Raw genomic sequence first — 20,906 nt, 5'->3', positions numbered from 1 at the left:
CCGGTTCTTCAGGTGGATTTCGAACCCCGGAGGTTCCTGAGGATCTCCCCGGCCGCGCCGGTGATGTCTTGCTGGATCGCGTCGCGGGCCATGTCGCCGTTGCGCGTCCTCAGGCCTTCCAGGACGTCGAGATGGCCGTGGCGGCTCTCGCTGTAGGCGGGCATTTGGCGGTTCTGGTAGAGCACGTTCATGAGCGGCCCCATGTGCAGCCACAGGCCCTCGACGATGCGGATCAGCCGCTTCGAGCCGCTGAGCTCGCACAGCCCGCGGTGGAACTTCTCGTTCCAGATCAGCGCTCCGCGGAAGTCGCCCGCCGCCTTGGCGCGGATGAGCGCGTCGTGGACCTCCTCGAGGGCGCGGACGTCGGCCTCCGTGGCGCGCGCGGCGGCGAGGCTCGCCCCCTCCCCCTCGATGAGGACGCGCAGGCGGCGCACCTCGTCGTAGTCGTCGGCGTCGAGCTCCGGGACGGCGAAAGAGCGCCCGGCCGTCTGCGTCAGCGCGCCGTCGGCGACGAGCTGCATCAGCGCCTCGCGCACGGGGGTCGGGCTGACGCCGAGAACGTCGGCGAGGTCGCGGATCTTCAGCTTCGCGCCGGGCAGGAAGCCGCCGGTCATCAGCCCTCGCTTCAGCTCGGCATAGACCTCCTGCGCCAGGTTCTTCTGCGCCAGCGAGCGGAGGCCGCGACGGGCCGCGTCGTCCTCGGAGTGTAAGGGATCGGTCAGGTTCATTCCCACGCTCTCGATGTTCCACCGCCCCCTTTGTCGGCCACGACGTGCGGTTGCGCACCCCCTGCCCGGGGTGCTTCAACGAATTTCCGTCACTTGATATATCGTATATCGTATAGTAGCAAGGCGGCAAAATAGAACGGGAGGAACGGGCATGCTCGAGACCGAAGGCGCGCGGCGTCAGGAAACGGTTGCGGTCAATCTGGCGAATTCGCTGAAGCGCCACGGGGTCGAGGTCCTGTTCGGGCAGAGCCTGCCGAGCGCCCTGCACCTCGTCGCCCCGGACTTCGGGCTGAAGCAGGTCAACTACCGGACCGAGAACGCCGGCGGCACGATGGCGGACGGCTACGCCCGCATCGCCAACAAGATCGGCGTCGTCACGGCGCAGAACGGTCCGGCGGCCACGCTGCTCGTCCCCCCGCTCAGCGAGGCGATGAAGGCGTCAGTGCCGATTCTGGCGATTTGTCAGGAGGTTGACCGCGCCTCGACCGACCGGAACGCGTTCCAGGAGTTCGACCACATGGGCCTCTTCGCGTCGTGCACGAAGTGGTGCCGGCGCGTCGACACCGCCTCCCGGATCGAGGACTACGTCGACATGGCGATCGTCGCGGCGACGACCGGGCGGCCCGGTCCCGTCGCGCTCCTCTTCCCGGCCGACCTCCTCAACGAGGCGCAGCGCATAGCGCGCTCGCGCATCAACGAGTACGGGACCTTCCCGCTCGACCGGGTCGCGCCCGACCCCGAGCGCGTCCAGCTGGCGGCGCGGATGATCGCCGAGGCCGAGCATCCGGTGCTGATCGCAGGCGGCGGCGTGCATCTTTCCAAGGCGTGCGACGCGCTCACGGCCCTGCAGGAGGCGGCCGCGCTCCCCGTCGGCACCACCAACATGGGCAAGGGGGCGGTCTCCGAGCTGCACCCGCTCTCCCTCGGCGTCCTCGCCAACGCGCTGGCCGTGGGCTCGCCCGGCCGGCCCATGCGGCCCATCCTGGAGGACGCGGACCTGCTCGTCCTCGTCGGCACCCGCACCAACCAGAACGGCACCGACAGCTGGAAGCTCTACCCGGAGGCCGCGCGCGTCATCCACATCGACATCGACGGCATGGAGGTCGGCCGCAACTACGAGGCCGAGCGGCTCGTCGGCGACGCCAGGCTGGCGCTGATCGCGCTTACCGAAGCGCTCCGGTCGCAGGACCTCTCCCGGCGGCACGCGGGCCGGGCCGCGCTGGAGGCACGCATCGCCAGGGCGCGGGCCGAAGGGCAGGCCGGCGCACGGCCGCACCGTACCTCGGACGCCGCGCCGCTTCGCCCCGAGCGCGTCATGGCGGAGATCGACCGGCGCATCGGGCCGGACACCATCGTCGCGGCGGACGCCAGCTACTCCTCGCTATGGGTGACGAACTTCCTCACCGCGACCGAGGCGGGCCAGCGCTTCCTGACGCCGCGCGGCCTCGCGGGCCTCGGCTGGGGCCTGCCGCTCGCCCTCGGCGCGAAGGCGGCCGAGCCGGGCAAGCGGGTCGTCACCGTGGTCGGCGACGGCGGCTTCGCCCATTCCTGGCAGGAGCTGGAGACGGCCCGCCGCATGGGACTCGACGTCACCGTGGTGCTCCTCAACAACGGGATTCTCGGCTTCCAGAAGCACGCCGAGCTCGTGAAGTTCGGCGCCCACACCGGTGCGATCGACTTCAGCCCGGTGGACCACGCCGCCATCGCCGACGCCACCGGCGGCCACGGCGTCAGGGTGGAGACGCCCGACGCGCTCGCCGCGGCGCTCGACAAGGCGTTCGCCTCCGAGGGCGTCCACCTCATCGAGGTGATCACCGATCCGGACGCGCACCCGCCGATCACGGTCTTCGAAGGCCACATCTGACGGCGCGGCCATGGAGCTCTTCCTGCAACTCTTCGTGTCGGGGATCCTGCTGGGGGGCGTCTACGCCCTCGCGGCCCTCGGCCTCAACCTGATCTTCGGCGTCGCGAAGGTCGTGAACTTCGCCCACGGCGAGTTCCTGATGCTCGGCATGTATGCCGGCTTCTGGCTGATGACGCTGACGGGGGTGAACCCCTACTTCGGCGCGCCGCTGATCGCGCTCGTGTTCTTCGGGCTCGGGATGCTCTTCTACCTCGGCATCATGCGGTTCACGATCTACAAGCCCGAGCTGACTCAGGTGTTCGCGACGCTGGGCCTCTCGATCGCGCTGCAGAACCTCGCGCTCGTCCTCTTCTCGGCGGACTACCGCACCATCCAGACGATGCCGGACGGTTACTCGTCCCTCGGCATCGGCCCGCTGCACGTCGCGACGGACCGGGTGATCGCCTTCGGCTTCGCGATGGTGATCTTCGCCGGCGTCATCCTGTTCCTGCGCCGCACCTACACCGGTCGCGCCATCGAGGCGATCTCGCAGGACCTGATGGCCGCGCGGCTGATGGGCATCGACTCGCAGAAGATCTTCACCATCACCTTCGGCCTCGGCATCGCGATCACCGGCCTCGCCGGCGGCGTCCTCGTGCCGTCGTTCTACGCCTTCCCCTCCATCGGCTCGTTCTTCGTGCTGATCGCCTTCGTGGTCGTCGTCCTCGGCGGTCTCGGCAGCGTCACCGGCACGATCGTCGGCGGGCTGGTGCTCGGCGTCATCGAGTCGGTGTTCGGCTACTTCAGCCCGGACCTCAAGGAAGCGACGCACTTCGTGCTCCTCATCCTGCTGCTCGCCATCCGCCCGCAGGGCCTCCTCGGCGTCAGGGGTGCGGAGAAGGAGACCCTCAAATGAGCCGCCTCCTCGCCTACATCGCGCTGCGCCCGAGCGATGCGCTCTGGGCCGTCGCGATCGGCCTCGTCGCCTTCGTGCTGCCGTTCGCGATCACGAACGGGTACTACATCAACCTCTTCATCCTGGTGTGCCTCTACGCGGGCATGGCATCGGCCTGGAACATCCTCGGCGGCATGGCGGGGCAGTTCTCGCTCGGCCACACGGCGTTCTTCGGCACCGGCGCGTACACATCGACCCTCCTTTACGTCTACGGCGGCGTGTCGCCGTGGCTGGGGCTGGTCGCCGGCGGCCTCCTCTCCATGCTCTTCGCGGTGATCATCGCGCTGCCGGCGTTCCGGATGCGGGGCGTCTTCTTCGCGATGGCGACACTGGCGTTCGGCGAGACGATCCGCATCGTGCTGATCTTCTCGCGCAAGTTCGTCGACATGCCCTACGGCGTCGCCATCAACTGGGAGCCGGGCTTCGCGCGGATGATCTTCAGCGACGCGTCATCGTACGCGCTGCTGGCGTCGAGCTTCATGGTGCTCGTCACGCTGGTCGCATTCGTCATCTCCCGCAGCTACGTCGGCGCCTACCTCCGGGCGATCCGAGACAGCGAGGAGGCGGCGGTCGCCTCGGGTGTGCCGATGCGGCGCTACAAGATGCTGGCGCTGCTGGTGTCGGCCTTCTTCACCTCGGCGGGCGGAACGCTGCTCGCGCAGTACGTCCTCTACATCGAGCCGACGACGGTCTTCAACATCGGCTTCTCGGTCGACCTGCCGCTGATGACCCTGCTCGGCGGCGTCGGCACCGTCGCGGGGCCGCTCCTCGGCGCGGCGATCGCCCTGCCACTGCGCGACATCCTTCTGGAGCTCTTCGGCAGCGCCGCGGCCGGGATGCATCTCGTGGTCTACGGCGTCGTCCTCATCGTCATCGTGATCGTGCTGCCGGAGGGGCTCATCGGCGGCGTCCAGAAGCTGGCGCGCGCCGTCCGCCGCCCCCGCGGCGAGCGCGCCCGGGCCGGCGAAGCGTCGGCCTCCGCCGAACAGGGGGGCGACGGCGATGCTTGAGATCCAGTCCGTCACCATGCGCTTCGGCGGCCTGACCGCCGTCGACAACGTGACGCTCTCGGTTCGCGAGGGCGAGATCCTCGGGCTGATCGGCCCGAACGGCGCGGGCAAGACGACGCTCTTCAACGTCGTCGCCGGCACCTTCGCGCCGAGCGAAGGCACCGTCACCTTCCAGGGCTCGCGGATCGACGGCATGCGGCCGGAGGCGACCACCGCGCTCGGCCTCGTGCGCACCTTCCAGATCCCGCAGGTCTTCCACTCGATGACGGTGCGCGACAGCATCATGGTCGGTGCCTTCCTGCGCGACCGCCGCCGCGCCCATGCGGCGGCGGAGGCCGAGCGCGTCGCCCGTGCGGTGGACCTTACCCGCCGTCTCGACGCGCCGACCACCGCGCTCACCACGGCCGAGCGCAAGCGGCTGGAGGTGGCCCGGGCGCTGGCGACGCGGCCGTCCATGATCCTCCTCGACGAGGTCATGGCCGGGCTCAACCACACCGAGGTCAACCTCATGCTCAAGCTGGTCCAGTCGCTGCGCGACGAGGGCCTCACCGTCCTCTTCGTGGAGCACAACCTCATGGCGGTGATGAAGATCTGCGACCGGATCGCGGTGCTGGACCACGGCGTGAAGATTGCCGACGGCCCGCCCCGGGAGGTGATGGACAACCCGGAGGTCATCGAGGCCTACCTCGGCAAGCCGACCTCGGAGGCCGACGACGCGCAGGGGCAGGCCGGCCATGCTTGACGTCACCAACCTTCACGCCGGCTACGGCGACGCGCAGGTGCTCTTCGGCATCGACCTCAAGGTGGCGGCCGGCGAGGTCGTCGCGATCGTCGGCTCCAACGGCGTCGGCAAGACGACGCTCCTGCGCGCGCTCTCCGGCATCGTCACTCCCAGCAAGGGTCACGTGCGCCTCCACGGCGAGGACGTGACCGGCCTCAGGACGCACGACCTGGTGGAGCGCGGCATCGTCATGGTGCCGGAGGGGCGGCGGCTCTTCACCCGCATGTCGGTGCACCGCAACCTGACGATCGCCGCCTACTCGAAGCGGGCGCGGCCGCATCTCGCCGAGCGTCTGGCGGAGGTCTACGACCTCTTCCCGGTGCTGAAGGAGCGGGCGGACCAGCTCGGCGGCACGCTGTCCGGCGGGCAGCAGCAGATGGTGGCGATCGCGCGCGGCCTCGTCGCGACGCCGGAGGTCCTGCTCCTCGACGAGGTCTCCCTCGGCCTCGCGCCGATCATGGTGACGCGGGTCTACGAGTCGATCCGCAAGATCCGCGACCGCGGGGTCACGCTCGTCCTCGTGGAGCAGAACGTCAGTCAAGCGCTGTCGGTCGCCGACCGCGCGTACGTCATTCAGCACGGTCGCGTCGTGCTGTCAGGCAGCGGCACAGAATTCCAGAACAACGAAGAGGTGCGCCGCGCCTACCTTGGTCTTGGATCAGAGGAGGAAACACTATGACAATCAATCGCAGACACTTCGGAAAACTGGCACTGGCCGCGGGCGCGTCGACTCTGGCCGCCCCCTGGATCGGCCGGGCGCGCGCCGCGGACGCCGCGCGGCTCGGCGTCCTCCTGCCGCTGTCGGGCCCCCTCGCCTCACTCGGCAACGACGTGATGCGCGGCTTCGAGCTTGCCAAGCAGCTCACCGAGGAGGACGGCGGCGGCCTCGGCGGCAAGGTGGACCTCGTCACCGTCGACGTCCCCTCCTCCACCGAAGCGACCTCGCAGGCGACGCGCCTCATCACTTCCGAGCGCGTGCCCCTCATCCTGGGCTCCTACGCCTCGTCCATCTCGTTCGCGGCGAGCCAGGTGGCCGAGCGCAACCGCGTCGTCTACTTCGAGCAGGGCGCGGTCGCCGACGACATCACCCAGCGCGGCTTCAAGTATCTCTTCCGCTTCATCTATCCGGCGTCCGAGCTCGGCGGCGGCGCGGCCAACTTCACCCTCGACAAGGTGCTGCCGGCGATCGGCATGGAGGCCGCCGACGTCAAGGTCGCCCTCCTCTACGAGGACAGCTTCTACGGCACGGCCGTCGGCGAGTCGGCGAAGAAGGTGTTCGCGGACGCCGGCGTGAACGTCGTCGACGCCACCTCCTACAGCTACAAGACCACTGACCTGTCGCCCATCGTCCAGCGCTACAAGCAGCTTCAGCCGGACGTCATCGTGGCCTGCCAGTACACCCCGGACGGTATCCTTTTCTGGCGTCAGGCGCGCGAGGCGAACCTCGACGTCAAGGCGATGGTCGGCAACGGCGGCGCCCACAACGTCAACGAGTTCGCCGAGGCGCTGGGCAACGACGTCAACGGCGTCCTCAATGCCGGCACGTCCGTCTACATCAACCCCGAGGGCCTGACGCCGGAGACCGCGACGCTCTTCGAGCGCTTCCACCAGGAGTACGAGAAGCGCTTCAGCCGCAAGCCCTCGGCGCACTCGGGTATGGGCTTCAACGCCATGTGGATCGTCCTCAACGACGTCCTCCCCGCGGCGGGCGACATGGACGCCGAGGCGATCCGCGAGGCGGCGCTCGCGCTCGACAAGCCGGTCGGCTCCAGCATCGTCGGCTGGGGCACCAAGTTCGATCCGCAGACGCAGAACAACACCCGCGCCTTCCCCACCTTCGACCAGTGGCAGAACCAGGGGATCAAGACCGTCGCGCCGGACGATCTCGCGATCTCGAGCATCAAGGGCCTGCCTCTGCCGGGCTGGGGCGATCGCGGCTCGATCTGAGGCCGCTCGGGCGGGCGCGGGCCCCCTTGTCCGCGCTCGCCCCCGCCTCGCCCCACGCAACGAAAGCTGGACGAATGCTCGCCTACAGGAAGATCACACCGGGGCCCGGCCTTGCGCTCGAGGACGCCCCGCCGCCGCGCCGGCCCGGCCCCCACGAAGTCGCCGTCCGGGTCGAGGCGGTCGGCATCTGCGGCTCGGACGTCCACGTCCTCGACTGGAGCGGCGGGTACGACTTCATGATTCCGCACCTGCCGGTCACGCTGGGCCATGAATTCGCCGGCGTCGTCACGGAGGTCGGCCCGGAGGTCACGCGCGCGCGCGCGGGCGACCGGGTGACCGTCTGGCCGTCGAGCCCGTGCGGCCGGTGCGCCGCCTGCGCGCGCGGCGACGGGCAGAACTGCGAGAACAAGCGCACCCTCGGCCTCTACGCCGACGGTGCCTTCGCCGCCCATGTCGTGGTGCGCGAAGGCGGCCTCTTCCCCCTCGCCGACCACGTCGACTTCGAGGTCGCCGCGCTCACCGAGCCGCTGTGCGTCGGACGCCGCGCGGTGGAGGTCGGCGAGGTGAAGGCCGGGGACCGCGTGGTGGTGCTGGGGCCCGGCACCATCGGCCAGGCCATCGCCGTCGCGGCGCGCGACAAGGGCGCGGCGGTGGCGATCGCTGGCTTCAACGACGCGCTTCGGCTCGATGTCTGCCGCCGCCTCGGCTTCGAGGCGACCTGCGACTTCGCCGCCGAGGGCGCCCATGCGGCGTTCCTGCGCGCCGAGGCGGGGGCTGACGTCGTGCTGGAAGCCTCGGGACAGGCGGTCAGCGTGGCGGACGGGCTGGCGCTCCTGCGCAAGGAGGGCGTGCTGGTCCTCACCGGCATCCACCACGAGACGATCACCTTCGAGCCGGTCGATTTCGTGCGCCGCAAGCTGCAGATCCGCGCCTCGCACGGGTCGCGGCCGGAGGACTGGGCGGCGGTGGTCCGGCGCATCGCCGACGACCCCGAGGCACTTCGCCCGATGATCACCCACCGCGAGCCGCTCGCCAACATCGCCCAGGCCTTCGCCCGGGCCAAGAACAAGGAAGCGAACAAGGTCATGATCTTCCCGCAGGACGAGGCGCCGCGATGAGCGCGCCCCGCACCGCCCTCGTGACCGGCGCGGCGCGCGGCATCGGCGCCGAAATCGCCCGGCGCCTCGTCGCCGAGGGCCACCACGTCATCCTCGCAGACATCCTCCCCGAGGTCGAGGCGCGCGCCGACGAGATCGCCGCCGCCGGTGGCCGCACCAGCGCCGTCACGGTGGACCTGTCCGACCTTGCGTCGATCGCACCGTTCATGGCCGCGCTCGTCGAGCGGCATGGCGCGATCGACATCGTCGTCAACAACGCCGGCATCTCGCCCAAGCACGACGGCAAGCGCGCGCCGGTCCAGGAGACGGCGCTCGCCGAATGGCAGTCGGTGCTCGACGTCAACCTGACCGCGCCGTTCCTCATCTGCAAGGCGGCCGTGCCGGGAATGCGGGCGAAGGGCTGGGGGCGGATCGTCAACATGTCCTCCCAGGCCGCGCGCACGAAATCGACCGTCGCCGGCTCGCACTACGCCGCCTCGAAGGCCGGGCTCGTCGCCTTCTCGCGCACGCTCGCCGGCGAGGTCGGCCACGACGGCGTCACCGTCAACTGCATCGCGCCGGGGCGGATCGAGACGCCGATGGCCGCGACCGCCGGCGCCGCGGTGAACACCGCCTACGTCGCCTCGATCCCGGTCGGCCGCATCGGCACGACCGAAGACGTGGCCGAGGCCGTCGCCTACCTCGCGTCCGACGGCGCCGGTTTCGTCACCGGCATCGTCCTGGACGTGAACGGCGGGCACTTCATGGGATGAGCGGAACAGCGATGACGATGCAATGCGTAAGGGCCGAGCCGTTCGGCGGCCCGGAAGTCCTGAAGGTCCTCGAGGCGCCGCGTCCGGAGCCGGGTGAAGGCGAAGTCCTCATCCGCGTGGAGGCCGCGGGCGTCAACCGCCCCGACATCGTCCAGCGTCTGGGCAACTACCCGCCGCCGCCGGGAGTGACGGACATCCTCGGCCTCGAGGTCGCCGGCGAGGTGGTCGCGATCGGCGCCGCGGTCGACGGCTTCGCGGTCGGCGACCGGGTCTGCGCCCTCGTCGCGGGCGGCGGCTACGCGCAGTACGTCGCGGCGCCCGCCGTCCAGGTGCTGCCGATCCCGGGCGGGCTCAGCGCGGTCGAGGCCGCGGCGATCCCCGAGACCTACTTCACCGTCTGGGCCAACGTCTTCCTGCTCGGCCGCCTCGCCGCCGGCGAGACGCTCCTTGTCCATGGCGGCGCGTCGGGCATCGGCACCACCGCCATCGCGCTGGCGGCGGCGATGGGCGCGCGCGTCCTCGCGACGGTGCGCGACGAGCGGAAGGCCGCCCTCTGCCGCTCGCTGGGGGCGGAGGTCGCCATCGACTACACCACGGAGAACTTCGCCGACCGCGTCCTCGAGGCGACCGGCGGCAAGGGCGTCGACGTGGTCCTCGACATGCGCGGCGGGCCGTTCTTCCCGGAGAACCTGCGCTGCCTCGCCTACCGCGGGCGGATGGTCTCGATCGCGTCGCTGGCCGGGCGCGTCGCCGAGCTCGACATCTCCCTCATGATGCGCAAGCAGGCGACGATCACCGGCTCCACGCTTCGCGCCCGCCCGGTCGCCGAGAAGGGCGCCATCGCCGCGGCGCTGCGGGAGCACGTCTGGCCGCTGTTCGAGCGCGGCGCGGTGCGCCCCGTGGTCGACCGCACCTTCCCCCTCGCCGAAGCCTCCGAGGCGCATCGCCTGATCGAGGCCAACAAGGTCAACGGCAAGGTGGTGCTGGAGCTGCCCTGATCCGAATGGTCGGAAAGGGAGGCCGCCGGCGGGGCAAAACGTGGCAAGAGCGGCGCCAATGTGGCGGCCGCCGCGGCATTTTCCCGTTCGGCCGGGAGGGCTTGGATTCGGGCGGCGCGATCCCTCTATAAGAGCGAGCCGCCCCGGGATCCGGCGCGGTGTTCGAAGGTCACGTTCCAAGGGGAACCGGCGCGGGCGATCGCGGCCCGGTCGGCACCTGGACCGCGCTCACTGTGGAGTCCTCTCGTCATGACCGAAACGCTCGACGTCCAGCCTGCGTCGGCAGGTTGGACGGATTTCAGACGACAGCTCGCCTCCCTGTCCCGCGCGTTCCTGGACTCGACGGTGCGCCAGCACGTGACGCTGATCGTCGCAGGCCTCGTCGCCGTCGTCCTCCTCACCGCCTACGGTCAGATCCAGCTCAACGCCTGGAACCAGCCCTTCTACGACGCCCTGTCGCAGAAGAACTTCAACCAGTTCGTCCACCAGCTCGGCGTCTTCGCGGTCATCGTGGTGGGACTGCTGGTCCTCAACGTCTCCCAGAGCTGGCTCAACCTGATGCTGAAGCTGAAGCTTCGGGAGGGGCTCGTCCAGGAGCTGTTCGAGCAGTGGCTGAAGCCCGGCCGCGCCTTCCGCATTGCCGGCGCTGGCGAGATCGGCACCAACCCCGACCAGCGCATCCACGAGGACGCGCGCCACCTGACGGAGCTGTCGACCGACCTCGGCGTCGGCCTCTTCCAGGCCAGCATGCTGCTGGTCAGCTTCATCGGCGTGCTCTGGGTGCTGTCGGAGAGCGTCGTGTTCAACGTGAACGGCGAGAGCTTCACCGTGCCCGGCTACATGGTGTGGTGCGCGCTGTTCTACGCGACCACGGCGTCCTTCGTCAGCTACCTAGTCGGGCGGCCGCTCTTCACCCTCAACGCCGACCGCTACGCCCAGGAGGCGGAGTTCCGCGTCGCACTGGTGCGCCTCAACGAGCATATCGACGACGTCACCCTGGCGCGCGGCGAAGGGGACGAGCGGGTCCGCCTCAGCCGCGAGCTGTCGCGCGTCCTCGCCATGATGCGCCGGATCGTCACCGCGCAGACCCGCCTCACCTGGATCACCGCCGGCTACGGCTGGTTCACGCTGATCGCGCCGATCCTTGTCGCCGCGCCGGGCTATTTCGGCGGTGACCTCTCGTTCGGCCAGCTGATGATGGTGGTCGGCGCCTTCAACCAGGTGCAGCAGTCCCTGCGCTGGTCGATCGACAACTTCTCCACCATCGCCGACTGGCGGGCCACCTTCGGCCGCGTCGCCACCTTCCGGCAGGCGGTGATCGCGATGGACCTGCTGGAGGACAACGACCTCGACCAGATCGAGGTCGTGAAGTCGACCGACCGGCGGATGGTGGTCGACGGGCTCAGGATCACGACGCCGAGCGGGAGCATCGCGCTCGACGAGACGCACGTCGAGGTCGGCCCGGGCGAGCATGTGGAGATTGTCGCCCCGCCGGGCTCCGGCGGGCACTTCGTCTTCCAGGCGCTCGCCGGGCTCTGGCCCGCGGGCTGCGGCCGGGTCGAGCTGCCGGCCAACGCCGACATCGCGTTCATGCCCCGCCGGCCCTATACGCCGCCCGAGGCGCTGGGCTCCGTCCTCGCGTACCCGCACCCCCGCGCCAAGTTCAGCGACGGCGAGCTGGCGGCGGTGCTGGAGAAGGTCGGCCTCAACCGCCTCATCCCGTCGCTCGACCGCACCGCGCGCTGGGACCGCGAGCTCGCCCACGAGGAGCTGCAGGCGATCGCCTTTGCCCGTGTCCTGCTGCAGCGCCCGGACTGGATCGTCATCGACCAGGCATTGAGGGGGCTGCCCGACCGCGGCGGCAAGTCGGTGCTCGACACCCTGCAGAGCGAGCTGCCGGACGCGGCGATCCTGCACATCGGCCGGTGCGACCGGAGCGGCTTCTTCAACCGCAGCGTCCACCTGATCCGCGACCCCGGCGGCCCCTGCCTCCCGGCGCCGGAGAAGCTTCCCGCCAAGTCGGGCGAGAGCCGAAAGGCGCCGGCGACGGCGACCTGAGGGGGTCCCCGTTCGCCATCGCAAAAGCCCCGCATCGGCGCATTCCGTGCGCTGGTGCGGCCGCGCCGGAATGGGATTGAAAATTTGTTCAAATGAACGAACAATAGGATTCGTCAGCTCGCCACCCCGTTTCCGGCCCGGTCGTTCGCCTTGCCCACGAAGTCGTCCACCAACCGCCGCCTGCTCCAGACGGCCGTCGACCACTTCGGAATGAAGGGGGTCGAGGGGGTGCGCACGCGCGACATCGCCCGCGAGGCGGACACCGTGATGTCCTCGATCACCTACCACTACGGCGGCAAGGACGGGCTCCACCTCGCCGCCGCCCACTACGTCGCCGACCGCCTGGTCGAGTTCCTCGGCCCCGTCTTGGACCGCGCCGCCCGGACGGAGGCCCGCGGCCGCGAGGCGGCGCGCGACGAGATCTGCGACATCGCCGGCGTCATCCTCAATTTCTTCCTCAGCCCGGAGAGCGCGTCGCTGTCGCGCTTCATCGTGCGCGAGCAGATGGCCCCCGGCGAGGCGTTCCGGATCCTGCAGGAGCGCGTCTTCGGGCGGATGGGCCAGCACCTGCGCACCCTCGTCGCCGAGGCCGGGCACCCGGGCTGGGACGACGACCGCATCAACGTCACCACCGTGACGATCGTCGGTCAGCTCCTCGTCTTCCGGGTCGCCCACGCCTCCGTCATGTCGCTGACCGGCTGGGACGCCGTGACGCCGCAGCGCGCCGCGACCATCCGTAGAGTCACCCAGACCAACATCCGCGCCCTGCTCGCGGCCGAGGATCCTTCATGAAGAAAGTCGCCATCATCATGCTTCTCCTGGTGGCGGCGATCGGCGCCGCCGGCTGGGCGTTCAAGACCGGCGTGTTCCGCAATGGCGACGGCGACGCCCTGACCCTCTACGGCAACGTCGACGTGCGCACCGTGGACGTCGCCTTCCGCGTCGGCGGGCGGATCGCGGAGATGCCCATCGACGAGGGGGCGCGGGTCACGCCCGGCGAGGTTCTGGCGCGGCTCGACCCCGTGCCGCTGCAACAGGCGCTGGCGGCGGCGAAGGCCGAGGTGGCGGTCGCCCAGGCCGCGCATGACAAGTCGCTCGCCGGCAACCGGCCGCAGGAGATCGCCCAGGCCGCCGCGCTCGTCGACCAGCGCAAGGCGACCGCCAAGCAGGCCGAGCTGACCTTCAGCCGTGCCAGCCGCCTCGTCAGAACCAACGCGGTCAGCCAGGCCGAGGCCGATTCCGCCGAGGCGAGCTACCGCGAGGCCGAGGCCCTCCTCGCCTCGGCCGAGGAGGCGCTGTCGCTGATGAAGGCCGGCAGCCGCGCCGAGGACATCGCCGCCACCGAGGCTTCGCTTGCCGCCGCCCTCGCCGCCCAGGACCAGGCGCAGACGGCCCTCGACGATGCCGTCCTCACCGCCGTCCAGGAGGGCTTCGTGATGACGCGGGCGCGCGAGCCGGGCGAGATCGTCGCCGCCGGCGGCACGGTCTTCACAATCGCCATCGACCGGCCGGTGCGGGTGCGCGCCTACGTCTCCGAACCCGACCTCGGGCGCGTCCACCCCGGCGCGACCGTCTACGTCACCACCGACAGCACCGACCACGTCTACTCCGGCACGATCGGCTTCATCTCGCCGACGGCCGAGTTCACGCCGAAGTCGGTGCAGACGCCGAGCCTGCGCACCGACCTCGTGTTCCGGATGCGCATCATCGTGTCGGACCCGGACATGGCGCTGCGCCAGGGGATGCCCGTCACCGTCACGGTGCCGGCCGCCGAAGCGGGTCCGGACGCTTGAGCGCCGCCGGCGAGGAGCACCGCGCATCCGGCGCGACGGCCACGCTGGACGGCGTCACCCGCCGCTTCGGCAAGGGCGGCCCGCCGGCTCTCGACGCGATCTCGCTGCAGATCCGCCCGGGCCGCATGACCGGCCTCGTCGGCCCAGACGGTGCGGGCAAGACGACGCTCATCCGCCTCCTCGCCGGACTGCTCGATCCCGACGAGGGCAGCGTCACCGTGCTGGGCCGGCCCGCGACCGGCGCCGACCATACGAAGGTCGGCTACATGCCGCAGCGCTTCGGCCTCTACGAGGATCTCAGCGTCATCGAGAACCTCACCCTCTACGCCGACCTGCGCGGCCTTCCGGCGGGCGAGCGGGGCCGGCGCTTCGCCGAGCTCCTGCGCTTCACCGACCTCGCCCCCTTCACGGCGCGCCTCGCGGGGCGGCTGTCGGGCGGGATGAAGCAGAAGCTGGGGCTCGCCTGCGCGCTGGTGGTGACGCCGCGCCTCCTGCTGCTCGACGAGCCGGGCGTCGGCGTCGACCCGGTGTCGCGCCGCGAGCTCTGGGCGATGGTTAAGAACCTCACCGGCGAGGGAATCGCCGTCCTCTGGTCGACCGCCTACCTCGACGAGGCCGAGAAGTGCGACGAGGTCTACCTCCTCAACGAGGGGCGGATGATCCACGCCGGCCCGCCGGACCGCCTCACCGATGAGGTCGCCGGGCGCTGCTTCCGCGTGCGCGCCGAGGGCGCGGAGCGGCGCCGGATCCTGGCCCGCGTGATGGATGACCCAGCGGTGCGCGACGCGACCATCCAGGGTGCCTCAGTGCGGCTTCTGATGGGCCGTGACGCGGCGCCGCCCGAGGGCGGCGAACCGATCCCGCCGCGCTTCGAGGATGCGTTCGTGGACCGCCTCGGCGGCGGCCCCAAGGGTGAGAGCGCGCTCGCGGCCGGCTACCGGACGATCCCCGAGAGCGACCGCCCCGCCATCGAGGCGAAGACCCTCACCAAGCGCTTCGGCGACTTCACCGCCGCCCGGGACGTCAGCTTCTCGGTCCCGCGCGGCGAGATCTTCGGGCTTCTCGGTCCCAACGGGGCCGGCAAGTCGACGACGTTCAAGATGCTTTGCGGCCTCCTCACGCCGACGTCCGGAGAGGGGACGGTCGCCGGCCACGACCTGCGCCACGCACGGGCCGCGGCGCGCCAGTCGCTCGGCTACATGGCGCAGAAGTTCTCCCTCTATGGCGACCTCAGCGTGGCGCAGAACCTCGACTTCTTCGCCGGCGTCTACGGTCTCGCGGGGCGGGCGCGGCGGGAGGCGATCGGGCGGATGGTGGAGATCTTCCGCCTCGGCCCCTACCTGCGGCAGAACGCCGGCGGCCTCCCGCTCGGCTTCAAGCAGCGCCTCTCCCTCGCCTCGGCGGTCATGCACGAGCCGCCGGTGCTCTTCCTCGACGAGCCGACGTCCGGCGTCGACCCCATCGTGCGGCGCGAGTTCTGGAACCACATCAACGGGCTGGTGGACAAGGGCGTGACCGTCCTCGTCACCACCCACTTCATGGAGGAGGCGGAGTACTGCGACCGCATCCTCGTCATCTACCGCGCGGAACAGATCGCCCAGGGAAGCCCTGACGAGCTGAAGGCGGGGGCGGCGACGCCGGAGCGCCCGGACCCCACGCTCGAGGAGGCGTTCATCGCCCTCATCGAGACGCGTGACGCGACGCGGGAGGCGGCATGAACGGCCGCCGCTTCCTCGCCCTCCTGCTCAAGGAGAGCCGGCAGATCCTGCGCGATCCGTCCACCTTCCTGATCGCCTTCGTGCTGCCGCTGGTGCTCCTGTTCCTGTTCGGCACGGCGGTCTCGCTCGACATCCGCAAGGTGAAGGTCGGCGTCGCGCTGCAGGACAACAGCCAGATCGCCGAGAGCCTCGCGATGGCCTACGTCAACTCGCGCTGGTTCGACGTGACCCTCGCGCGCGACTTCCAGTCCCTCGAGGGCGAGCTCGTCGCCGGGCGGGTGCGCGGCATCATCGTCATCCCGCAGGAGTTCGGCGCCCACGTGGGCTCGGACGACACCGCCGCCGAGATCCAGATCATCACCGACGGCTCGCAGCCGAACGCCGCCGCCTTCGTCGCCAACTACGCCGAGGGCGTCGAGGGGCAGTGGGCCAGGGGGATGGCGCAGGACCGGGGTGTCGACGTCGACGCGCCGATCACGCTCGAGCCGCGTTTCTGGTTCAACCCGGAGCTCACCAGCCGCGTCTTCCTCATCCCCGGCTCCATCGCGATCGTCATGGCGATGATCGGCACGCTCCTCACCGCCCTCGTCGTCGCGCGCGAGTGGGAGCGCGGCACCATGGAGGCGATGCTCGCCACGCCGGTCGCGATGGTCGAATTCCTCGCCTCCAAGGTGATCCCCTACTTCGTCCTGGGTCTCGGCTCGGTCGCGCTCTGCACGGCGCTCGCGATCTTCGTCTTCGACGTCCCGTTCCGGGGCTCGGTCGTCGGCCTTCTCGTCCTGTGCGCGTCCTTCCTCGTGCCCGCGCTCGGCCAGGGGCTCCTCATCTCGGCGGTGACGAAGAACCAGTTCGTGGCGAGCCAGGTCGCGCTGCTGACCGCGTTCATGCCGTCGATGGTGCTGTCGGGCTTCATCTTCGAGATCAAGTCGATGCCGCTCGTGATCCAGGCGATCACCTACGTCGTCCCGGCCCGCTACCTCGTCCCCTCGCTGCAGACGGTGTTCACCGTCGGCGACATCTGGCCGATGTTCCTGCACGCCAGCGCGGTGCTGCTCGGCTTCGGCCTCGTGTTCTTCGCCCTGGCGGTGCGCGTCACCCACCGGAGGGTGGCGTGATGCTGAACCGCCTCGTCGCGATGATGGTCAAGGAGTTCTGGGCGATCCTGCGCGATCCGCGGGCGCGGATCATCTTGATCATGCCGCCGCTGACGCAGCTCTTCATCCTCGGCTTCGCGACCACGCTGGAGGTGAAGAACATCGCCATCGGCATCTACGATCGCGACCAGGGCGCGATGAGCATCGAGATGGCCCAGCGCATCGCCGGCAGCCCCAACGTTACGGCGGTCCTGCCGATCACCAGCCAGCAGGAGATGCGCGAGGCGATCGACCGGCAGACGGTGATCGCCGTCGTCACCTTCGAGCACGGCTTCAGCGCCGACATCGCGGCCGGGCGCCCGGCGCTGGTGCAGGCGGTGTTCGACGGTCGCAAGTCGAACGCGGCGCAGATCGTCGCCGGCTACCTCACCACGATCGCCGCCGGGCTGGGGGCGGAGATCGCGCCGACCACCATGCAGCCGGGCACGGTCGTGACGCACTGGTTCAACCCGAACCTTCTGTACCTGTGGTTCACGATGCCGGGGCTCATCGTCGTGCTGACGACCATATCCGGCCTCGGCCTCACCGCGCAGTCGGTGGCGCGCGAGCGCGAGCTGGGGAGCTTCGACCAGCTCATGGTCTCGCCCCTCCACGTGTCGGAGATCCTGATCGGCAAGGTGGTGCCGCCGGTCGTCGTCGGCGTCATCAACGCCAGCTTCTACCTGGTGGTGATCTCGACCGCGTTCGGCGTCCCGCTGACGGGATCGGTGCCGTTCTTCTACCTCTCGCTGGTGCTCTACCTGCTGGCCCTCGCGGGAGTCGGCATGCTGGTCTCCTCCGCGTCGGAGACGCAGCAGCAGGCCTTCCTCGGCATGTTCCTGGTCGCGGTCCCGGCGATCCTCCTGTCCGGCTACGCGAGCCCGGTGGAGAACATGCCGATCTGGCTGCAGATCATCGCGCAGGGCGACCCGACCAAGCACTTCATGGTCGTCAGCCAGGGCGTCTTCCTGAAGGACATGGCGATCGCTGACCTCTGGGCGAACACCTGGCCGCTCGGGGTCATCGCGCTCGTCACCCTCGGCGCCTCGTCCATCCTCTTCCGCGCCCGCATGGAGTAGCGGTACCGTGCGTCCCCCCCAGCAGTGGGACGTCAGGGGTTGGGCAGGGGCGCGTCCGCCGCGGCGACGGTCCTGGGGGCGGAGCCGGCGACGTCGCTCCTCGCCGGATGCGCGGTGTCCACCCGCGCGACGACGGACATGCCGGGGGCGAGGCGCTCGGCCAGCGGCTGGCCCGGGTCGATCGCGATGCGCACCGGAAGGCGCTGGGCGACCTTGATGAAGTTGCCGGTCGCGTTGCTGGAGGAGAGGACCGAGAACTCCGACCCGGTCGCCGGCGAGAAGCGCTCGATCGTCCCGCTCAGCTCGGCGTCGCCGAGCGCGTCGACGGTGAAGCTCACCGGCAGACCCGGCGTCATTCCGCCGACCTGCGTCTCCTTGAAGTTGGCGACGACCCAGATGTCCTCCGCCACCAGCGTCGTGAGGCGAGTGCCGCTCGTCACGTACTGACCGACGCGCGCGGACACCTCGCCGAGGCGCCCGTTGACCGGCGCGGTGATGACGGTGTTGTCGAGGTCGATCTGCGCGAGCCTGACGGAGGCCTGCGCGTTGGCGACCTCTGCCTCCAGCGAGCGGCGGTTGGTGGCGATCGCCGCGAGGTTCTGCCGGGCCTGATCCGCCTCGGCCTTGGCCTGATCGCGCGTGGCGCGGGCCTGGTCGCGGGCGAGCCCCTGCTCGTCGGCCTCGCGTTTCGTCGCGACACCGCGGCTCTGCAGCTTGTCGATCCGGCCGAGGTTGGCCTCGGCGACCTTCAGCGTCGCCTCGGCGGAGGCGACGCCCGCGTCGGCGGAGCGGATCTTCGCCTCGGCGACGATGCGGTCCTGCTTGTTGCCGGCGAGGGCGGCGCGCCGCTCGGCGAGCGTGGCCTCGGCCTGGGCGAGCCGCTGGCGGTAGATGTCGTCGTCGATGCGCACCAGGACGTCGCCGGCGTGCACCGGCTGGAAGTCGGTGACCGCGACCTCTGCGATCTGCCCCGCGAGCTGTGGCGCGAGGGTCGTCACGCGTCCCCTCACGTAGGCGTCCTCCGTCACCTTCATGGTCGAGGTGAACGGGGGCAGCTTCCAGGCGTAGAGGACCGCGACCACCCCGGCTATGCCGAGGGCGACCGCGAAGAGCGTTGCGATATGGCGTGTGGCGCGGGCGAGCATGTCGAACCTTCAGGCAGCTTGGGCGGCGGCCGACAGTTCCCGCCGCGCCTTCGCGCGGGCGCGGAGCCAGTCGGACGTGACGTGGATGAGGAGGGCGAGGAGCGCGGCGGCGGCGAGCACGGCGACGGCGAGGAACGCGTCGTTGTAGGCAAGGACGGACGCCTCGGTCTTCACGGTGCCGGAGAGGCTGGAGAGTCCCTGCGCGCTCATCGCGGCCTTGTCGGTCAGCACCGAGCCGTAGGCGCCGCCGAGCGTGGAGAGGCGCTCGGTGATGGCGGGATCCGTCATCGTCAGCGTCTCCGAGAGGCGCGTGACGTGGAACGCGTTGCGCAGCGTGACGAAGGTCTGGAAGATCGCCGAGCCGAGCACCCCGCCGAGCTTCTGCGTCGTCAGGAAGACGATGATGAACGAGAGCAGGTACTGCCGCCCCTTGGCGAGCGCGCTGGTGATCCCGGTGAGCGCGGCCGGGGGCAGGAAGATCGCTGAGGCGAACCCCAGCATCGCCTGGCTGGCGTACAGCTGCTCCGGCCGCGTCTGGCTGGTCGCGCCGCTGTCCATCAGCGCTCCGGCGATGATCAGGAGCAGCGCCACCACGTGGAAGGCCGGAACGCGGTTCGGCTTCAGCAGGAACGCGCAGGTGATGCCGCCCGCCAGCGTCGCCGCGAGGACGACGACGAACATCGTCTGCATCTGCTCGTTGCCGAGCCCGAGTGCGCGGAAGAGGCCCGGTGCGCCCGACGTCTGCTCCGCGAGCACGATGCGGAAGAGCAGCAGCGCCCCTGAGAAATGGAGGATCGGCGGACTCGTCAGCCAGCGGATGTCGATGAGCGGATCCTTGCGGTTCAGCTCGATCGACGCCGCCAGCGCGAGCACGGCGACGGAGAGGGCGAGGAGCCATCCGAGCCACGGCGCCTCGAGCCACCAGTAGAGGTTGCCGAGCGTGAGGACGACGGCCGCCGCGCCCATCCCGATGGCGATCAGGAGGTAGCTGATGATGTCGAGCGAATGGATCACCCTCTCGCGCGGGGGCGAGGAGAGCGGCAGCATGTAGATGAGCCCGAAGCCGATCATCGCGAGCGCCACCTCCAGCGCCGTCAGGCCGTGCCAGAGGCCGACGTCGAGGAGGTGCGGCGAGACGAGCTGCGTGAACGGCGTGCCGAGGAAGAGGAGCGTCATCGCCAGCGAGAGCCCGACGGTCATCTTCCGCTGCGGCGGCAGCGGCTCCAGCATGTAGAGGAAGGCGAGCGTCGTCATGGGCGCGGCGGCCATGCCGCTCATGAAACGCACGGCGATCGCGGTGTGGAGGTCGCCGGCCGCATAGTTCAGGAACGAGGCGAGCAGGAAGCCGAGGATCGACAGCTCGGCGAAGTTGCGCAGCCCGTATTGCGCGCGGATTTTGACGAGCGCGAGCGTCAGCGAGACGTTGGGCGCGAGGTAGGCGGCGACGAGCCATGTCACCTCGGCCCGCGTCGCGCCGAAGCTGCCCTGAAGCTGTTGCGCATTCGCGGAAATGACGGCCTGGCCGAAGCCCTGCGACAGGGCGAGGACCATGGAGGCGGCGAAATAGCCCGCCGCCCGCAGCGGGTGCATCGGGACGAATGCCGGCGCCGCGGCGGGGGCGGCCTCGGCCGGCGCCGTCTCCCCGCTCGCCGCATTGGCGGAAGGGGCGGTCGATGGGGCGGCCGTGCCGCCAATGGCGGGCTCGCCCCCGGGCTCGGCCCCCTCGTCCGGACCGTCCGCCCGGCGGTCGGCCGACGCGTCGGCCCGGTCGGCCGGAGGGGCCGGAGGGGCCGTGTCGGCTTGCCGCTCGTTGTCCTGCGGCGGGTCGAACCTCTGTGCCGCGTTCTG

At 70.3% G+C, this 20,906-nt stretch carries 18 protein-coding genes; 15 read left to right on the top strand and 3 right to left on the bottom strand.

The features are described from left to right. Positions 1-8: 8 nt before the first annotated feature. Positions 9-728, bottom strand: a complete 720-nt coding sequence (locus tag DLJ53_RS29955) for a GntR family transcriptional regulator (RefSeq protein ID WP_111351986.1) — start codon at positions 726-728, stop codon at positions 9-11. A 151-nt stretch (positions 729-879) separates the two neighbouring features. Between DLJ53_RS29955 and DLJ53_RS29950 the strand changes: the two genes are divergently transcribed. The 15 genes from DLJ53_RS29950 (at position 880) to DLJ53_RS29880 (ending at position 17,913) form a co-directional block, all read left to right on the top strand. Continuing rightward, positions 880-2,592 carry an acetolactate synthase catalytic subunit gene (locus DLJ53_RS29950; protein WP_111351985.1) on the top strand — a complete coding sequence of 571 codons (1,713 nt, stop codon included), beginning with the start codon at positions 880-882 and terminating at the stop codon, positions 2,590-2,592. Between the two features lie 10 nt (positions 2,593-2,602). Further along, complete coding sequence (locus tag DLJ53_RS29945; protein WP_111351984.1) at positions 2,603-3,487, top strand: branched-chain amino acid ABC transporter permease; 885 nt, start codon at positions 2,603-2,605, stop codon at positions 3,485-3,487. Then, positions 3,484-4,536 (top strand): branched-chain amino acid ABC transporter permease, encoded by a 1,053-nt coding sequence (locus tag DLJ53_RS29940; protein ID WP_111351983.1) that lies wholly within the window; start codon positions 3,484-3,486, stop codon positions 4,534-4,536. Before DLJ53_RS29945 ends, DLJ53_RS29940 begins: the two co-directional genes overlap by 4 nt. After that, on the top strand, positions 4,529-5,278 hold the full coding sequence (locus DLJ53_RS29935) for an ABC transporter ATP-binding protein (RefSeq protein ID WP_111351982.1): 750 nt from the start codon (positions 4,529-4,531) through the stop codon (positions 5,276-5,278). Before DLJ53_RS29940 ends, DLJ53_RS29935 begins: the two co-directional genes overlap by 8 nt. Beyond that, positions 5,271-5,996, top strand: a complete 726-nt coding sequence (locus tag DLJ53_RS29930) for an ABC transporter ATP-binding protein (protein WP_111351981.1) — start codon at positions 5,271-5,273, stop codon at positions 5,994-5,996. The genes DLJ53_RS29935 and DLJ53_RS29930 overlap by 8 nt, the downstream gene beginning before the upstream one ends. Then, positions 5,993-7,264 carry an ABC transporter substrate-binding protein gene (locus tag DLJ53_RS29925; RefSeq protein ID WP_111351980.1) on the top strand — a complete coding sequence of 424 codons (1,272 nt, stop codon included), beginning with the start codon at positions 5,993-5,995 and terminating at the stop codon, positions 7,262-7,264. The genes DLJ53_RS29930 and DLJ53_RS29925 overlap by 4 nt, the downstream gene beginning before the upstream one ends. A gap of 74 nt (positions 7,265-7,338) precedes the next feature. Continuing rightward, a complete protein-coding gene (locus tag DLJ53_RS29920) occupies positions 7,339-8,382 on the top strand; it encodes a zinc-dependent alcohol dehydrogenase (RefSeq protein ID WP_111351979.1) in 1,044 nt (347 codons plus the stop codon). Continuing rightward, a complete protein-coding gene (locus DLJ53_RS29915; protein WP_111351978.1) occupies positions 8,379-9,134 on the top strand; it encodes an SDR family oxidoreductase in 756 nt (251 codons plus the stop codon). The genes DLJ53_RS29920 and DLJ53_RS29915 overlap by 4 nt, the downstream gene beginning before the upstream one ends. An 11-nt stretch (positions 9,135-9,145) precedes the next feature. Continuing rightward, complete coding sequence (locus DLJ53_RS29910; RefSeq protein WP_202913429.1) at positions 9,146-10,132, top strand: NAD(P)H-quinone oxidoreductase; 987 nt, start codon at positions 9,146-9,148, stop codon at positions 10,130-10,132. A gap of 249 nt (positions 10,133-10,381) precedes the next feature. Next, positions 10,382-12,190, top strand: a complete 1,809-nt coding sequence (locus DLJ53_RS29905) for an ABC transporter ATP-binding protein/permease (RefSeq protein ID WP_111351977.1) — start codon at positions 10,382-10,384, stop codon at positions 12,188-12,190. 150 nt (positions 12,191-12,340) lie between these two features. Continuing rightward, positions 12,341-12,982, top strand: a complete 642-nt coding sequence (locus DLJ53_RS29900; RefSeq protein ID WP_111351976.1) for a CerR family C-terminal domain-containing protein — start codon at positions 12,341-12,343, stop codon at positions 12,980-12,982. Continuing rightward, positions 12,979-13,983 (top strand): secretion protein HlyD, encoded by a 1,005-nt coding sequence (gene hlyD, locus DLJ53_RS29895; RefSeq protein ID WP_111351975.1) that lies wholly within the window; start codon positions 12,979-12,981, stop codon positions 13,981-13,983. The genes DLJ53_RS29900 and hlyD overlap by 4 nt, the downstream gene beginning before the upstream one ends. Then, entirely contained in the window at positions 13,980-15,701 is a 1,722-nt protein-coding gene (locus DLJ53_RS29890) for an ATP-binding cassette domain-containing protein (protein WP_111351974.1), read from the top strand. Before hlyD ends, DLJ53_RS29890 begins: the two co-directional genes overlap by 4 nt. After that, positions 15,698-16,816 carry an ABC transporter permease gene (locus tag DLJ53_RS29885; protein ID WP_111351973.1) on the top strand — a complete coding sequence of 373 codons (1,119 nt, stop codon included), beginning with the start codon at positions 15,698-15,700 and terminating at the stop codon, positions 16,814-16,816. Before DLJ53_RS29890 ends, DLJ53_RS29885 begins: the two co-directional genes overlap by 4 nt. After that, complete coding sequence (locus DLJ53_RS29880) at positions 16,816-17,913, top strand: ABC transporter permease (protein WP_111351972.1); 1,098 nt, start codon at positions 16,816-16,818, stop codon at positions 17,911-17,913. The genes DLJ53_RS29885 and DLJ53_RS29880 overlap by 1 nt, the downstream gene beginning before the upstream one ends. A 32-nt stretch (positions 17,914-17,945) precedes the next feature. On the opposite strand, the gene DLJ53_RS29875 is transcribed toward DLJ53_RS29880, so the two are convergent. Next, positions 17,946-19,058, bottom strand: a complete 1,113-nt coding sequence (locus DLJ53_RS29875; protein WP_111351971.1) for an HlyD family secretion protein — start codon at positions 19,056-19,058, stop codon at positions 17,946-17,948. Between the two features lie 9 nt (positions 19,059-19,067). Beyond that, positions 19,068-20,648 (bottom strand): MFS transporter, encoded by a 1,581-nt coding sequence (locus DLJ53_RS29870; protein WP_425320978.1) that lies wholly within the window; start codon positions 20,646-20,648, stop codon positions 19,068-19,070. Positions 20,649-20,906 lie beyond the last annotated feature (258 nt).

The organism is Acuticoccus sediminis, from assembly GCF_003258595.1.
In the GTDB taxonomy this organism is placed as follows: Bacteria; Pseudomonadota; Alphaproteobacteria; order Rhizobiales; family Amorphaceae; genus Acuticoccus; species Acuticoccus sediminis.
This window is presented reverse-complemented; position numbering and strand designations above follow the sequence as displayed.

What these genes read in the sequence shown, in the direction of transcription:
- DLJ53_RS29885 (WP_111351973.1), top strand. Translation starts at nt 15,698, where the DNA reads ATGAACGGCCGCCGCTTCCTCGCCCTCCTGCTCAAGGAGAGCCGGCAG.
- DLJ53_RS29925 (WP_111351980.1), top strand. Translation starts at nt 5,993, where the DNA reads ATGACAATCAATCGCAGACACTTCGGAAAACTGGCACTGGCCGCGGGC.
- hlyD (WP_111351975.1), top strand. Translation starts at nt 12,979, where the DNA reads ATGAAGAAAGTCGCCATCATCATGCTTCTCCTGGTGGCGGCGATCGGC.
- DLJ53_RS29880 (WP_111351972.1), top strand. Translation starts at nt 16,816, where the DNA reads ATGCTGAACCGCCTCGTCGCGATGATGGTCAAGGAGTTCTGGGCGATC.
- DLJ53_RS29930 (WP_111351981.1), top strand. Translation starts at nt 5,271, where the DNA reads ATGCTTGACGTCACCAACCTTCACGCCGGCTACGGCGACGCGCAGGTG.
- DLJ53_RS29915 (WP_111351978.1), top strand. Translation starts at nt 8,379, where the DNA reads ATGAGCGCGCCCCGCACCGCCCTCGTGACCGGCGCGGCGCGCGGCATC.
- DLJ53_RS29940 (WP_111351983.1), top strand. Translation starts at nt 3,484, where the DNA reads ATGAGCCGCCTCCTCGCCTACATCGCGCTGCGCCCGAGCGATGCGCTC.
- DLJ53_RS29950 (WP_111351985.1), top strand. Translation starts at nt 880, where the DNA reads ATGCTCGAGACCGAAGGCGCGCGGCGTCAGGAAACGGTTGCGGTCAAT.
- DLJ53_RS29875 (WP_111351971.1), bottom strand. Translation starts at nt 19,058, where the DNA reads ATGCTCGCCCGCGCCACACGCCATATCGCAACGCTCTTCGCGGTCGCC.
- DLJ53_RS29935 (WP_111351982.1), top strand. Translation starts at nt 4,529, where the DNA reads ATGCTTGAGATCCAGTCCGTCACCATGCGCTTCGGCGGCCTGACCGCC.
- DLJ53_RS29955 (WP_111351986.1), bottom strand. Translation starts at nt 728, where the DNA reads ATGAACCTGACCGATCCCTTACACTCCGAGGACGACGCGGCCCGTCGC.
- DLJ53_RS29870 (WP_425320978.1), bottom strand. Translation starts at nt 20,648, where the DNA reads ATGCACCCGCTGCGGGCGGCGGGCTATTTCGCCGCCTCCATGGTCCTC.
- DLJ53_RS29920 (WP_111351979.1), top strand. Translation starts at nt 7,339, where the DNA reads ATGCTCGCCTACAGGAAGATCACACCGGGGCCCGGCCTTGCGCTCGAG.
- DLJ53_RS29945 (WP_111351984.1), top strand. Translation starts at nt 2,603, where the DNA reads ATGGAGCTCTTCCTGCAACTCTTCGTGTCGGGGATCCTGCTGGGGGGC.
- DLJ53_RS29905 (WP_111351977.1), top strand. Translation starts at nt 10,382, where the DNA reads ATGACCGAAACGCTCGACGTCCAGCCTGCGTCGGCAGGTTGGACGGAT.
- DLJ53_RS29910 (WP_202913429.1), top strand. Translation starts at nt 9,146, where the DNA reads ATGACGATGCAATGCGTAAGGGCCGAGCCGTTCGGCGGCCCGGAAGTC.